The following is a 14,648-nucleotide window of genomic DNA, read 5'->3' on the forward strand; positions in this document are numbered from 1 at the left end:
CCGTCCGGTCGGACGTTTCAAGGTGTTGTGTGCAGTGCACAAAAACGGGCGAATCCGGCTTCAACCGCGCCGCTGGTTTCGGTTAAAGTGGTGCGTCGTTTGCCGTTGCACCAGAAATGAAAGCCGGCGAGCCTCGTCGGCCTCACTCCGCTCGATTAGAGCCAGATTAGAAAGAAAAGCAGGTCGAGGAGGAAACAACGATGCATATCGGAGTGCCCACGGAAACCCGGGCGAATGAAACCCGTGTAGCCGCGACGCCGGAGACAGTGAAGAAGTACGTCGCGCAGGGCCACACGGTCACGATCCAGGCGGGCGCCGGCACCGGCGCGAGCTTTCCCGACGAAGCCTATACGGCGGCGGGCGCGCAGATCGCCGATGCGGCGGCCGCGTTCGGCGCCGAGCTCGTGCTCAAGGTCCAGTCGCCCTCGGTCAGCGAACTCGCGTTCATGAAACGCGGCGCAGTGCTGGTCGGCATGCTCGATCCCTTTAATGCGGAGAATGCGCAGAAGCTCGCGGAAGCGGGGTTGACCGCCTTCGCGCTCGAAGCCGCGCCGCGGACCACGCGCGCGCAGAGCCTCGACGTGCTGTCTTCGCAGGCCAACATCGCCGGCTACAAGGCGGTGCTCGTGGCGTCCAACCTCTATCCGCGCTTCATGCCGATGCTCATGACCGCCGCCGGCACAGTGAAAGCCGCGCGCGTGCTGATCCTGGGCGCGGGCGTGGCGGGCCTGCAGGCCATCGCGACAGCGAAGCGCCTGGGTGCCGTGATCGAGGCCTCGGACGTGCGTCCGGCCGTGAAGGAGCAGATCGAGTCGCTGGGCGCGAAGTTTCTCGACGTGCCCTACGAAACCGATGAGGAGCGCGAAGCCGCGCAGGGCGTGGGCGGCTACGCGCGGCCCATGCCGCCCTCGTGGCTCGCGCGCCAGTCGGCGCTGGTGCACGAGCGCGCGAGGCAGGCCGACATCGTGATCTCCACCGCGCTGATCCCGGGCCGCGACGCGCCCACGCTGCTGCCCTCGGAAACCGTGCAGGCGATGAAGCCGGGCTCCGTGGTGATCGACTTAGCCGCGGGACGCGGTCCGATCGCCGATCCGGCGAGCGGAAGACGCGGCGGCAACTGTCCGCTCACCGAGGCGGACAAGGTGGTCACGCACCACGGCGTGCAGATCTGCGGCTACACGAACCTCGCGTCGATGGTGGCCGCCGATGCCTCGTCGCTCTACGCGCGCAACCTGCTCGACTTCCTGAAGCTGATCGTGACGAAGGAAGGCGCACTGAACATCGATCTCGCGGACGACATCGTCGCGGCCACGCTGCTGGCCCGCGACGGCGCCGTCACGCGCAAGACCTGAGAGGAGACCCGGCAATGGAACTGATCAACCATACCGTCATCAACCTGATCATCTTCGTGCTGGCCGTGTACGTGGGCTATCACGTGGTGTGGAACGTCACGCCGGCGCTGCATACGCCGCTCATGGCCGTGACCAATGCGATTTCGGCGATCGTGATCGTCGGCGCGATGCTCGCCACCGGTCTCACGGTGGGCGGCGCGGGCAAGTTCTTCGGCACGTTTGCCGTGCTGCTCGCGGCCGTCAACGTGTTCGGCGGGTTCCTCGTGACGAGGCGCATGCTGGAGATGTTCCGCAAGAAGGAACCGAAGAAGCTGGCCGCGTCCGGTAGTAAGGAGGGCGCATAAATGAGCATGAACGTCGTTACGCTGCTCTACCTGGTGGCGTCGGTCTGCTTCATCCAGGCGCTCAAGGGCTTGTCGAACCCGCGCAGCGCGCGCGCCGGCAATATGTTCGGCATGGTGGGCATGGCCATCGCCATTCTCACCACCGTTGCGCTGATTGCGAAGCAATCCGCACAATTCGGCTCGAATCTCGGGCTCGGTCTCGGGCTGCTGTTCGGGGCGCTCGTGGTCGGCGGCGGGCTCGGTGCGTTCGTGGCCGCGCGCGTCGAGATGACCAAGATGCCCGAGCTCGTCGCGGCCATGCACTCGCTGATCGGTCTTGCGGCGGTGTGCATCGCGTATGCGGTGGTGTCGGAACCGGCCGCATTCGGGCTCGTGGCCGAGGATGCGCCGTATCCGGGCTTCCTGCCGTACGGCAACCGCATCGAGCTGTTCATCGGCACGTTCGTGGGCGCGATCACGTTTAGCGGTTCCGTGATCGCCTTCGGCAAGCTCTCGGGCAAGTACAAGTTCCGCCTGTTCCAGGGCGCGCCGGTGGTCTATGCGGGCCAGCATCTGATCAACCTGATGCTCGCGCTCGGCATGATCGGCTTCGGCATCCTGTTCTTTCTCACGCAGTCGTGGCTGCCGTTCATCATCATGACGGCGATCGCGTTCGCGCTCGGTGTGCTCATCATCATCCCGATCGGCGGGGCGGACATGCCCGTCGTCGTCTCGATGCTGAACTCGTACTCGGGCTGGGCGGCGGCCGGCATCGGCTTCTCGCTGAACAACGCGATGCTGATCATCGCGGGCTCGCTGGTGGGCTCGTCGGGCGCGATCCTCTCGTACATCATGTGCCACGCGATGAACCGCTCGTTCTTCAACGTGCTGCTGGGCGGTTTCGGCGCGGAAGCCGGCGGGGCGTCGGCAGGCGGCGCGCAGGAGCAGCGCCCGGTGAAGTCGGGCTCGGCCGACGACGCCGCGTTCATGCTCGGCAATGCGGAGAGCGTGGTGATCGTGCCGGGCTATGGTCTCGCCGTGGCGCGCGCGCAGCATGCGCTCAAGGAACTCACGGACAAGCTCGTGGAAAAGGGCGTGGACGTACGCTACGCGATTCACCCGGTGGCGGGCCGCATGCCGGGCCACATGAACGTGCTGCTCGCCGAGGCCGAAGTGCCCTACGACATGGTGTTCGAGATGGAGGACATCAACAACGAGTTCGGGCAGACCGACGTGGTGCTGGTGCTCGGCGCGAACGACGTGGTGAATCCGGCCGCGAAGAACGACCCGAAGTCGCCGATCGCGGGCATGCCGATCATCGAGGCCTACAAGGCGCGCACGATCATCGTGAACAAGCGCTCGATGGCGGCCGGTTACGCGGGGCTCGACAACGAACTCTTCTACATGGACAAAACCATGATGGTGTTCGGCGATGCGAAGAAGGTGATCGAGGAGATGGTGAAGGCGGTGGAATAAGCCCCTCATCGCCGAAGCTTCCGGGCCACGAGAAAGCGCGCAGCGATGCGCGCTTTTTTTCGCCCGTATTGCGCCCGTACGCGGCGCTACTTCGATGGCGCTTCCACGCGCCGCAGATAATCGGCGAGACGCCGCCCGCTCACGTCGGGAAACGGCTCGAGCACTTCCACGCCGTTCATCCGCGCGATGTTGAAGTTGCGGAAATCCCCACGCATTTCGCACCACGCGCCGACCGTCCACTGCGCGCCCCAGTACACGAGCCCGAGCGGCCAGATGCGCCGCTGCGTATGCGCGCCGATGCGATCGCAATACGCGAAGCGCACCACGAGCCGCGAGTCGACGGCGCGATGCAGCGCGTCCACTTTCTCCGAATAGGCCGGATCGACGTGATAAGAAGGCGCGAACACGGCGATGCGTTCGAGCACGGCGCGCTTCTCGGCGGGCATCGCTGCGGCGATCTTCGCGAGCGCGCCGCGCGCCCCGCCCGCGAGCACGGCGCCGCCCCAGGACTCGGCCATGCGCGCGCCCACGGCGAGCGCGGTGAGTTCGTCGGCGGTGAAGGTGAGCGGCGGCAGGCTTGCCGTGCGCGCGAGCCGGTAGCCGATGCCCGCTTCGCCTTCGATCGGCACGCCCGAAAGTTGCAGGTCGCGCACGTCGCGATAGACGGTGCGCGGCGACACTTCGAGCCACTGCGCGAGCTGCTGCGCCGTGGTGAGGCGGCGGCCGCGCAGCAGTTCGGCGATGCGGAAAAGGCGATCGGCTCGGCGGGTCATGGTTGGGCGGGCCAGAACGGTGGACTGGGTGCGGACTGCGGCGTGGACCGCGCCGAGGGCTGAGCCCAGGCTGGCGCGGTAGCGCAGATGATAGCGCTGCTCGCGCGCCGCGCACGCCGGCGCGCACCGCTGCGCTTCAGCCCAGCTTGGCCGCGTGCAGGCCGACGCGGTTGCCTTCGGTATCGATGAAGAAGCCGATATAGCCGAAATTGCTGGGCAGCTCGAGCGCCGGGCCCTGTTTCTTGCCGCCGGCTTTTTCCACACGGTCGAGCACGGCCGTGACCGACGGCTGCGCGTTCAGATACACGAGCACGCCTTTGGGGTCCGGCTTGGCGTCATGCGGATTGAACACGATGCAGCCGCCGGTTTCGCCGTCCGTGTGGGCGAACAGCGCCATCGGCACCCCGCCGACGACTTCGCGCTGCAGCGACGTATCGAAAGCGGTTTCGTAAAAGGTCGCGGCACGGTCCAGATCGTGCGCGGGGATTTCGAACCACGAAATGACACGGGAAACTTCGGTCGACATGATGCGCTCCTCGGATGCCAAAGGATCGATGGCGGATGCAGTGAAATGGCGGTTGCTGGCGGGATGCCGTGGCGCCGTCCGTTGCGCGTTTCGCGCCGCGCGGGTTGGCGTAGAGACAGTGTGCGGGGGTGCTGCTGACAGCGTGCTGTCAGTAGCCTTGGCAGGACGCTCGCCGCGCGGGGGCTGGGCGATGGAGTGTTGGCCTGCGTCAGGATCTTTCGGTCGTTTTCGAGAGAGAGGCGCGCGCAAATCTGCTGTAATCGGCGGGTTTATCCTTTCGACCCGTCACCCGAGCGCCAGCCCTTCGCTTCATGTCTCCAAACATCTCCATCATCACGCCCACGGCCAACCGCGAGGCCTTCCTGCCGGCGATCGCGCGCTGCGTGGCGCGTCAGCAAGTCGACTGGGAGTGGCTCGTGCTCGACGACAGCCCGCAGCCCAGCGCCTTCATGCGCCAGCTCGCCGAAACCGACCCGCGCGTGCGCTATTACTGGTCGAAGACGCGCATGTCGATTGGCGCGAAGCGCAATTTCCTCGTGGGCGAGTCGCGCGGCGAACTGATCGCCCATTTCGACGACGACGATCATTACGCCGCGCACTATCTCTCGGGCATGGTGCGGCTGCTGCGCGAGAGCGATGCGCAACTCATGAAGCTCTCGACGTTCTGGATGTACGCGCCGCACACGCAGTTTCTGGGCTATATGGACCTGAACGCGCGCGTCGGCCTGCACTACGTGCTCAAGGGCAAGGAAGTGGGCACGGTGACCTTCCACGAGAAGATGCAGATAGGCGCCGATTTCATTCTTTTCTACGGCTTTGCCTACGTGTACCGCAAGGCGCTGTTCGAGATCGCGCGCTTCGACGACGTCGACCTGTGCGAAGACGAGAGCTTTATCCGCCGCGTGGTGGAGGCGGGGCGGAAAGTGCTGGCCGCCGAGGATACGCAGGCGAGCTGCCTGCATCTGATCCATCCGGCTTCGACTTCGCGCTGCTTTTCGCGCCATTCGCTGCCGGTGTTCCTGCTGCCGAGGCTCTTTCCGGAGTACGAAGGGTATCCGCTGCCCGTCGAGCCGGGAGGCGCGGTTGTCGGGCCTGCGCGCGTCTGAAGCCAGGATGCGTGCCCGAAGCCAGGGCGCGCACCACCACGCGCGGCCCACGCGCGCTGCGGCGCATGGGCTCGATGGCGATCAGCCGTTTCAGTCGTTATTGTCGGCGTCGCTCGCGCCCTTGCCGGCCGCGGCATCGGGGTTGGCGCCCGCCGGACGCTGGCGCACGCTGCCCGCGATCAGGTCGAAGCGGAACAGGCGGCATTCGAGCGCGCCATTGAAGAGCGGCGTCTTGGCCGCTTCGCGCAGGCGCAACTGGCCCGGCAGCTTGCGATCCGAGGTGAGGAAGAATGCGCGCCAGCCGGTGAAACGCTGCTTGAGCGCGTCGCCGAGCGCCTGGAAGAACTCGGCGTCCGGCGCGTCGGTGTGGACGCGGCGGAAGGCTTCCTGCGCCTCGTAGTCCTCGCGCATCTCGCGGGGCGCGCGCGCCTCGCCGCGCGCATTGCGTCCGCGCACTTCGATACGCTCGCCATACGGCGGATTCGCCACGAGGATGCCGTTGCCCTCGGCGGGCGGCGTCATGTTGCGCGCGTCGAGCTGCTTGAGCGGCACGTTGCCAAGACCCGCGCGCGCGAAATTGGCGCGCGCCTTTTCGAGCATGACATCGGAAATGTCGCTGCCGAAGATGCGCAGTTCCTTTGCGCGGCTCATGGCCGTGTTGCGCGTGGTGTTCGCCTCGCTCTTCAGATGGCGCCAGGCGGCGCTGTCGGCCTGCTTCAGCCGCTCGAAGCCGAAGCTGCGCGTGAGGCCCGGCGCGATGTCGAGCGCGACCTGCGTGGCTTCGGCGAGAAACGTGCCGCTGCCGCACATCGGATCGTAGAGCGGCATCTCGGGCGTCCAGCCCGTGAGGCGCAGAATGCCGGCGGCGAGATTCTCGCGCAGCGGCGCGGCGCCCTTGTCCAGACGCCAGCCGCGCTTGAAGAGCGGCTCGCCCGAGGTATCGAGATAGAGCGTGCAGTCGTTCGCGGTGAGGAAGGCGAACACGCGCACGTCGGGATACGCGGTATCGACACTCGGACGCGCGCCGGCCTTGTCGCGCATGCGGTCGCAGATCGCGTCCTTCACGCGCAGCGTGGCGAATTCGAGGCTGCGCAGCGGCGATTTGATCGCGGTGATGTCGATGCGGATCGTCTCGTTCGGCGAGAACCACTTTTCCCACTGCTGCTCGCGCGCGAGCGCATAGATGTCCTGCTCGCCGCGATAGGGCCGCTGGGCGATCTTCAGGAGCACGCGGCTCGCGATGCGCGAATGCAGGTTTGCGGCCATGCCGCCGGCCCAGTTGCCGCGAAAATGCACGCCGCCGGGCACTTCGGCGCCGGCCTCGAGCGCGCCGGGCGGCAGGCGCCGCTCCGCGATATCGGCCAGTTCGGCGGCGAGCGGGGCTTCGAGGCCGCGTGGGCAGGGAGCAAAGAAATCGAAAGACATGAGGAAAGTGATGACGCTGCGGGGGAAGGCGTCATTGTACGCGGGTTGTGGGGCAGGCCCGTGTGGTGGGGCGACGGATATCCGCCGCCGCCCTCAAGCCGCCGGCCGTGCGAGCGGCTTGATCTTCGGCCTGGGCTGGCGGCTGGCTTGCCACAGATCCCATTGATTCTGCATGCCGAGCCATTGGTCAGCCGACGTCCCAAGCCACGCAGACAGGCGCAGCGCGATATTGGCCGTCACACTGGCCTTGCCGTTGAGCAGATTCGACAGCGTCACGCGGTTGATCTGGAGCGCATTCGCTGCCTCCGTCACAGTCATGTCCTGCGGAATCCATTCGCGCAATACTTCGCCGGGGTGTGCCGGGTTGTACACTCTGCTGCTCATGCGTGTCATTTAGTGGTAGTCCTGATAATCGAGGAGGATTGCGTCCCCGTCTTCAACTTTGTGCCGAAAGGTTTTGATCATGCGGACTGTAGCCTATGTGACTACACGCTGCAACTGCCTGCGATGGCATGCCGCGATGCAGAAGGGGTTGAGGAACGCTCCGTCGAACCGCGGAGCGCGAGCGTTCCTCAGCGTCGCATCAAGGCTTGCAGTGCCACCCAGCCAGCGTCAGCAAACCCCGCATCGCTGGCCAAACGGCCGATAAAAACCGCCGCTCAATCGTTGTCTTCACGCAACTTCGTTCGCCGGATCGGCGATAGATAGCCAGGTGGGCGGCCTGACTTTCACCCTTCCTGATCGCCGGTCCGACTGCGCCGGATCGGCCACACGAGATCGACCGGATGCCGGGTCACGCGCCGCCAGAACGCGCGCATGAGCGGGCGCACGTCCTGGCGCCCGAGGTCGCGCGAGCGCAGCGCCATCTGCAGCGCGAACGCGAAACTCACTGTCACGTTGAGCACGGCCATGCTCGCCACGCCGGCCACGGCCCACCAGAGCTCGCGGGTCTTGAGCGTATCGGGGCCGAGCACGCCGAGCGCCACGCCGATCGAGCCCGATGAGAGCGTCACGTGCCGCACCTCGAAGTGGAACGCGACGGCCGAGACGATCGCCGGCACGAGGCCGAGCATCATGCCGAGCACGAGGTTGCCCCACACGCCCGCCACGTTGGTGCGGCAGAAGTGCGCCAGACGCGCGGCGCCCGAGGCGCCCAGCGTCAGGCGCAGGCGCCGGTTCCACGCGAGCGCGTCCTCGACGCGATGGAGTACGAACCAGTTGTCGGCCCAGCCCGCGAACAGGCTCGACGCCCACAGCAGCACGCCCGTCAGCGCGGCATAGAACGGCGTCGGGCCGATGAGCGAGAACGACTGGAGCGTGGCATGCGCTTTGGCCGGCGTGATCAGGTTCGCATGGAAGAGCCAGCCGCAGACGAGCTGGATCGCGAGACAGGCCGGAAACACGAGCAGCACGTTGCCGAGCACGGCGGCGGCCTGGGTGCGGATCAGCGCCACCACCGACGACACGAAGCGCGCGCGCCCCGCAGGCTCGTTGGCGCCGTCGAGCTCGCGCGCGAGCGTGGGGGCCGTCATCGCGGGCTGCTTGGTCGCGAGCGAGAAGTGGCAGAAGTGCATGACGAGGAAGCTCAGCGCGTAGTTGATGCCCGCGAAAAGCCCTTCGATCATCGAGGGCAGGTGCGCGCCCGTGATGCCGAATTTCACGTAGACGGTCACCGCCGTGACGAGGCCGCCGCCCGCCGCCATGCGCAGCATCGTGAGGTATTCGGCGCGGTCGCGGGCGATGTAGTGCTCGCCCGTGTCGGCGGAAAGCTCCACCACCTTGCGCGAGAGCAGCGCGAAATTGCTGCGCATGAGGTGCGTCACGCTCTGGCTCTTCTGGTTCGCCTTGATGAGATCGGCGACGAGGCGCGCCTGCGTCGAGGGATCGTCGGCGGCCATCCACGCGTCGAGCAGGCGCTCGGCGCGCACGATGCGCATGCGCATGCGCTCGACCTGGAATACGGTGTCCACGCGCACGCCGTGACGGTAGAGATGCGCGAAGACGTCGTCGGTGGCCTTGCGGCAGTCATCGAGCAGGAGGCGCAGCCAGGTCACTTCGTGCAGGAGGCGCGCGGGCTCGCCTGCGTCGCGCGCGTTCTCCACGGCGAGCATCGCGCGCGTGAGGCGGAAGAACGACAGCTTCTCGACGGCCACGCGCGCGTCCTCGCTGGAAAGGCGGCTGCGTACCGTCGGCGAGAGGCCCGTCGAGCTGATCTGGCAGGTCAGGTTGTGCAGCGCCGTGAGCAGGCCCAGCGAGAACTCGTTGGGCAATGCGTCGGGCGCGGTGGAGCGGGTGGCTTCGCCGACGGCGGGTGCGGTTGCGGACTCGATGGCGGACTCGATGGCGGGCTCGGCGGCGGCGTCGTGATGCACCGTGGCCGGTTCGGCGATCAGGGCTTGCAGGCGCGCGAGGAGATCGCGCGGCAGCGTCGCAATCCACTCGGGATCGTGGATGGCGGGGAACATCAGCGTGACGAGCGCCGCGAGGTCGCGGCGGTTCGGCGCCGGCGGGATCAGCTGCGCCTGCACGCGTTCCACGAGCGCGCCGAACAGACCCGAGTGGACGGGCATGCCCGCGTCGCAGAGCAGCGTGATGCTGTCGCTCTCGCGCAGGAGCTTGCGCACCATGGCGCCGACGTTGGCTTTCCACGCTGGATTGCGGTCCAGCACGTGCAGCAGGTAGCGCACGCGCGCGTGCTCGGGTGGCGCGCGCAGCGGAGCGTTCTCGGCGGCGGCGGGGGACGTGGCGTCGGCATCGAGCTTGCCGCGCCGGTGGAGCCAGTGCGCGAGCTCGATCAGCCAGTCGCTGCGCTCCGCGTAGGGCGCGTCGGCGTCGGCGGTGGCGAGCAGCGCGTCAAGCTGTCGAACCGCGCTGCGCGAAGCGCGCCATTTTTTCCAGAGCGTCTTGATCGAACGAAACATACGAAAGCGTCAGGCAGTAGGGCAACGCGCCATTATCGCGGTTCATGCGGATTGGGCCGTTCGAGTTGGGCCGCGGGCTGGCGTGATGCGAGTTTTTTGGGCCGTGGGGAGCCAAGGTAGAGAGACCGCAGCGGAGCCGATGAGCGTTCCAGGCGCGGCGTGCCGGGGCAGATGATCGGTGCGTTGGCGTGGGGAATTGAGGCGCATCCGCTAGCCGATACAAATGCGGCGCGCCAGAGGCGCGCCGCGTTCGTCGACACATCAGGCTTCAGCGTGTCAGCCTGCCGTTGCGGCCTGCGGGCAGGCCATGATGGTCATCGGCTTCGTGCGCAAGGTCTTCGCGCCGTTCTTCGTGGTCGTGGTCACGCTCGCCTGCGGTGCGGCGGCAAGCGTGCGCACGCCGCTTGCAATGGCTTGCGAGAGCGCCGCCACCGCGCGACGGTGGCCGACCACGAGCGCGTCGTAGCCATCGCCGACGGGCTCGTTGAGCACGCTGCGGCAGGTCATGACCGCCTGCGTATCGAGCGAGCGCACGCTCCAGACCGCGTCGATGAGGGCGTGCGAGCCAGGCCACGATTCGAAGCGCTGCACCTGCACGCTCACGCGGTACACCGGCACGCCATCGGGATGCGGCGAGCCATACACGTCGATGGTGCCGAGCTGCTGCGTGAGATCGCCCGAGAGCGCGCGGCGGATTTCGTCGCCGGGCAGCGAAGCCCAGCGCTCCTGCTCGAGCACCCTGACCTGCGTGGCGTCGTTCTGCACGACCAACTGTGCCTTCGCGACTTGCGGCGGCACGTCGACCGGCGCCAGCGAGACCAGCAGCGCCGGATTGCCCGTGGTCGAGGCGACGCTCGCGCGCGCGGCATCGTCGGTGGGGCTCAGCGTGTAGAAATGGCTGCCGGGCGAGGCGCAGCCCGCGAGCGCCGCCGCGAGGGCGAGCGCCGCAAGGGCTGCGGGGAGCCGGGAGGGGAGCCGGCGAGACGTCATGGCTTGTCTCCTGATTTGCCGCGCAGCAGCGATTCGGGATGGCGCTCCAGATAATCCGAGAGCGCGTTGAGCGATTGCAGCGTGCGCGTGAGCTCCTGCAGCGCCTGGTGCACGTCCGATTGCAGCGGGGAGTCCTGCTGCAGCGTGGACTGCGCGGCGTTGAAGGTCTTCTGCGCCTGATCGAGCGTACCGCGCATCTGCGGCAGGATCTCGTCGTTGACCTTGTCGAACAACTGGTTCGCGTTCTTCAGAGAATCGTTCAGATTGCTGCCGATCTGGTCGAACGGGATCTTGTCGAGCTTCTTCGCGATGTCGGCGACCTGCAACTGCAACTCTTCGAGCGAGTTCGGAGTCGTCGGCAGCTCCATGGGGTCGCGGTCGAGGTCCACCTTCGCGGGCGCCGCCTTCGGGAAGATGTCGAGCGCGACGTAGAGCTGGCCCGTGATCAGGTTGCCGGTGCGCAACTGGCCGCGCAGACCGCGCGCGACGAGACGCCTGACGAGTTCCTGACTTTGCGCCGTATGCGGCTCGGGCGCCTCGCCGTGGATGCGGCGCGAGAGGCGCTGCGGATACAGGTTCATCGTCACCGGCATCGTGAAGTTGTGCTCCTTCGGGTCGTACTCGATGCCGATGCCGGTCACCTGGCCGAGCACGATGCCGCGGAAGTCGATCGGCGCGCCCACCGAGAGACCGCGCAACGACTGGTTGAAGTACATCACGACATGCACCGGCGCGCCGTCCGGCTCTTTCATCGCGTCGGTTTCGTCGTCCGCGAGCGTGAAGGTCGAGTTGTCGGGCGCCTGCGGACCCATGGCCTGGCCCGGCGGCGACTGGAACGCGAGGCCGCCCACGATGACGGTCGCGAGCGACTGCGTATTGACCTTGATGCCGCTCGAATCGAGCTGCACGTTCACGCCGCTTGCGTGCCACCAGCGCGTGTTGGTGCCCACGTACTGATCGTAGGGCGCGCTCACGAATGCCTGCACCGTCACGCCGTCGCCGTCCTTGTCGAGCGAGTAGCCCGTCACCTGGCCCACCTGGATGCGCCGATAGAAGATGGGTGTGCCGATGTCGAGCGAGCCCAGGTTCTCGCTATGCAGCGTGTAGCGGTGGCCCTTTTCGTCGACGGTCACGGCGGGCGGCGTTTCCAGCCCGACGAAGTCGCTCGAGGTCTCGTTCGAGCGGCCCGCGTCGGCGCCGATGTAGGAGCCCGAAAGCAGCGTGCCGAGCCCCGAGACGCCGCTCGCGCCCACACGCGCGCGCACCACCCAGAAGCGGCTGTCCTTCTTGGCGAAGTCTTCGGCGTCCTTGGTGAGTTCCACGGTCACGAGCACGCGCGAGAGGTTCGGCGAAAGCTTGATGGCGCGCACCGAGCCGATGTCGACGTCCTTGTACTTGACCTTGGTCTTGCCCGGCTCGAGACCTTCGGCGGTCATGAAGCTGATCGTAATGGTCGGGCCACGCGAGGCCACGGACTTCACCACGAGCGCGATGCCGATCAGCGCCGCGACGAGCGGCACGATCCAGACGAGCGACGGGAGCCAGCGCCTCGGCTTGACGATGTCCGGCTCGGGCAGGTCGGGCGGTAGCGAGCCACCGCCCGAAGGCGGGGTCGGTCCTTTCGGACTATTCATGAGGGCGATCCTGAGAGTGTTGCGAGGGTTGCTGTTTGTCTTCGTCTATCGGATCCCAGATAAGGCGGGGATCGAACTGCATCGACGCGATCATCGTCAGGATCACGACCGAGCCGAACGCGATCGCGCCGGGTCCCGCCGTAATCACCGCAAGCGACTGGAAGCGTACCAGCGCGACGGTCAGCGTGACAACGAACACGTCCAGCATCGACCAGCGGCCGATGAACTCGACGAGCCGATAGAGCTTCGTGCGCTCGACGGGGCGCCACCTGGAGCGGCGCTGCGCCGTGGTGCAGAGCAGCGCGAGCACGGAGAGCTTGAGCATGGGCACAAGAATGCTCGCGATGAAGACGATCACGGCGAGTGGGGCGTCGCCCGAGGTCCAGAAGTAGGCGACGCCGCTCATGATGGTGTCGTCCTCGTCGCCGACGAGCGAGGCCGTATGCATCACCGGCAGCAGATTCGCGGGAATGTAAAGGATTGCGGCGGCGAACAGGAGCGCCCAGGTGCGCGTGAGGCTGTCGGGGTGGCGCTCGTGCATCGGCGAGTTGCAGCGCCCGCAGCGTTCATGTCCGGCCGTGCGCGGTTGCACGTGGCCGCAGGCGTGGCAGGAGATCAGGCCGGCGTCGGTGGCGGTGGTGAATTTCATCGGGATGCCTCGGTGCGCTGGGCGTTCATTGCGGGGTCCAGCCGGGAGCGTTTGCGGTGCCGCCGGGGCGCTTCGGCGCGTCCGGATCGTGGATCTCGGGACTGGCGAGCGGGCCGATCGCACTGGAAGTGCCGGGTGCGTTCTGGGACGCGCGATCGGTGCTGTCGGCTGCTTCAGCGGCATCGGGCGCGTCCCCGGAGAACAGCGCGGGCATGCCGGGGTCGAGCGCGCCGACGGGGTCGATGTCGAGTCCGTCGGAACTCGAGCTTGCGTCGGGCAGGCCGGTGCCGCTCGCGTCGCGGGAAAGGCCATGCGCGGCGGAGCCGTCGAACCCGCGCGGGCCACCCGAGTCGCCTGAATCACGCGGGCCGCCTGGACCACCCGAGCCGCCGGGCCCGCCCGGACCCGTACCGCCGCCCGCCGGGTCCGCACCGCCGTGGCGCGAGGCGCGCGCGCCTTCGCGCAGGGCGTCGGCGACGTCCCACAGCGTGCGCGCATCGAAGGTCAGCACCACGGTGATCATGAGCGTGAGCGCGCCGAACGCGAACAGCGCGGTCTCCGGAATCACGCGTGCGAGACTCACCATTTTCACGATGGTGATGAGCACGCCGAGCATGAAGACTTCGAGCATGCCCCAGGGCCGCACGAACTGGATCGTCCGGAGCACGAGGTTGAAGCCGGGGGGAATGTAGCCGCGCCGTATTGGCAGGAGCACGTAGAGCAGCGCAACCAGTTCGGTGAGCGGGCAGAGGATGGTGGCGAAAAAGACCATCACCGCGACGATCTCCATGCCCTCGTTCCATAGCACCACGAGCGCGCCGAAGAGGCTCGACTGCGAGATGATGCCGTTGGCATCGAGCTCGATGATGGGAAACGACTGCGCGATGACGAACGTGACGAGCGCGGCGATGGTGATCGCGCAGATGCGGTCGAGCTGCGCCGAAGCACTGTTATAGAGCGTGGCGCCGCAACGCGAGCAGCGCGCGCTCTGTCGCCCGAACAGGCGAGGCTTGCGGTAAAGCGCGTCGCATTCGTGACACGCGATCAGATTGTCCTGGGCCATGCGGGCAGAAGACGCAAAACGACGTGAACGGAACGAAAGACGCTGATGCTGCAACGGCGCGAGCCGGCGGCAGCATTGCCGGCCATGTTACCAAAGGAGGTCGGCGATACGTGTTTCGTTCGTCTCAATGGGGCGCGCGGCGAGCCGTGCGTCCGATGGGACGGGCCGCCTTCACGGCTCGAACGGCGTGGGAGTGTGCCACGTTTGCCGCACCTGCGTACGCCGTTCGTGCAACATTCGTGCGCTAGCGCAGTCTTGCGTGCTGGCTTTTCCCGGCGCCGCTGCTTCGCACACTATATTGCACCGCCGCACGCGAGGCGTGCCATGCGCCATTGGCTCCGGACGTTTGCATTCTGTTTGCATACGCGTCACCAGGTTATCTTTCTTCCTGAGCGGCCGGGTGAGCGGCC

The 14,648-nt window shown here is 67.0% G+C and carries 12 protein-coding genes and 1 pseudogene; 4 read left to right on the forward strand and 9 right to left on the reverse strand.

Annotation, left to right across the window (positions count from 1 at the left end; genetic code table 11):
• Positions 1-200: 200 nt before the first annotated feature.
• From U5775_RS13270 to U5775_RS13280, 3 genes are read left to right on the forward strand one after another with little or no spacing between them, the layout of a single operon-like run.
• Positions 201-1,352, forward strand: a complete 1,152-nt coding sequence (locus tag U5775_RS13270; RefSeq protein WP_322058590.1) for a Re/Si-specific NAD(P)(+) transhydrogenase subunit alpha — start codon at positions 201-203, stop codon at positions 1,350-1,352.
• A 14-nt stretch (positions 1,353-1,366) separates the two neighbouring features.
• Positions 1,367-1,696 (forward strand): NAD(P) transhydrogenase subunit alpha, encoded by a 330-nt coding sequence (locus U5775_RS13275; RefSeq protein ID WP_322058591.1) that lies wholly within the window; start codon positions 1,367-1,369, stop codon positions 1,694-1,696.
• Positions 1,697-3,151 carry an NAD(P)(+) transhydrogenase (Re/Si-specific) subunit beta gene (locus U5775_RS13280; protein WP_322058592.1) on the forward strand — a complete coding sequence of 485 codons (1,455 nt, stop codon included), beginning with the start codon at positions 1,697-1,699 and terminating at the stop codon, positions 3,149-3,151.
• A gap of 86 nt (positions 3,152-3,237) precedes the next feature.
• Here U5775_RS13280 and U5775_RS13285 read toward each other — a convergent pair whose 3' ends face one another.
• Together U5775_RS13285 and U5775_RS13290 are read right to left on the reverse strand one after the other, a co-directional pair.
• A complete protein-coding gene (locus U5775_RS13285) occupies positions 3,238-3,924 on the reverse strand; it encodes a YafY family protein (RefSeq protein ID WP_322058593.1) in 687 nt (228 codons plus the stop codon).
• Positions 3,925-4,060: 136 nt separating this feature from the next.
• Positions 4,061-4,450: a VOC family protein gene (locus tag U5775_RS13290; protein ID WP_322058594.1), complete on the reverse strand. Its 390-nt coding sequence runs from the start codon at positions 4,448-4,450 to the stop codon at positions 4,061-4,063.
• Between the two features lie 311 nt (positions 4,451-4,761).
• Between U5775_RS13290 and U5775_RS13295 the strand changes: the two genes are divergently transcribed.
• Positions 4,762-5,556 carry a glycosyltransferase family 2 protein gene (locus tag U5775_RS13295; protein WP_322058595.1) on the forward strand — a complete coding sequence of 265 codons (795 nt, stop codon included), beginning with the start codon at positions 4,762-4,764 and terminating at the stop codon, positions 5,554-5,556.
• A gap of 90 nt (positions 5,557-5,646) precedes the next feature.
• On the opposite strand, the gene U5775_RS13300 is transcribed toward U5775_RS13295, so the two are convergent.
• From U5775_RS13300 to U5775_RS13330, 7 genes and pseudogenes are all read right to left on the reverse strand, one after another.
• Positions 5,647-6,981 carry a class I SAM-dependent RNA methyltransferase gene (locus tag U5775_RS13300; RefSeq protein WP_322058596.1) on the reverse strand — a complete coding sequence of 445 codons (1,335 nt, stop codon included), beginning with the start codon at positions 6,979-6,981 and terminating at the stop codon, positions 5,647-5,649.
• A gap of 93 nt (positions 6,982-7,074) precedes the next feature.
• Positions 7,075-7,365 carry a HigA family addiction module antitoxin gene (locus U5775_RS13305; protein WP_322058597.1) on the reverse strand — a complete coding sequence of 97 codons (291 nt, stop codon included), beginning with the start codon at positions 7,363-7,365 and terminating at the stop codon, positions 7,075-7,077.
• 344 nt (positions 7,366-7,709) lie between these two features.
• A complete protein-coding gene (locus U5775_RS13310) occupies positions 7,710-9,902 on the reverse strand; it encodes a site-specific recombinase (protein WP_322058598.1) in 2,193 nt (730 codons plus the stop codon).
• Positions 9,903-10,178: 276 nt separating this feature from the next.
• A complete protein-coding gene (locus U5775_RS13315) occupies positions 10,179-10,892 on the reverse strand; it encodes a PqiC family protein (RefSeq protein WP_322058599.1) in 714 nt (237 codons plus the stop codon).
• The gene (locus U5775_RS13320) at positions 10,889-12,526 is read right to left on the reverse strand and encodes an intermembrane transport protein PqiB (protein ID WP_322058600.1); all 1,638 of its coding nucleotides are present in this window, start codon (positions 12,524-12,526) and stop codon (positions 10,889-10,891) included. Before U5775_RS13320 ends, U5775_RS13315 begins: the two co-directional genes overlap by 4 nt.
• Positions 12,519-13,175, reverse strand: a complete 657-nt coding sequence (locus U5775_RS13325; RefSeq protein WP_322058601.1) for a paraquat-inducible protein A — start codon at positions 13,173-13,175, stop codon at positions 12,519-12,521. The genes U5775_RS13320 and U5775_RS13325 overlap by 8 nt, the downstream gene beginning before the upstream one ends.
• Positions 13,176-13,614: 439 nt before the next feature.
• Positions 13,615-14,238 (reverse strand): annotated as a pseudogene (locus U5775_RS13330) (paraquat-inducible protein A); the annotation flags it as partial.
• Between the last annotated feature and the right edge of the window lie 410 nt (positions 14,239-14,648).

The sequence above is a fragment of the Paraburkholderia sp. J63 genome (genome assembly GCF_905220245.1).
Classification (GTDB): domain Bacteria; phylum Pseudomonadota; class Gammaproteobacteria; order Burkholderiales; family Burkholderiaceae; genus Paraburkholderia.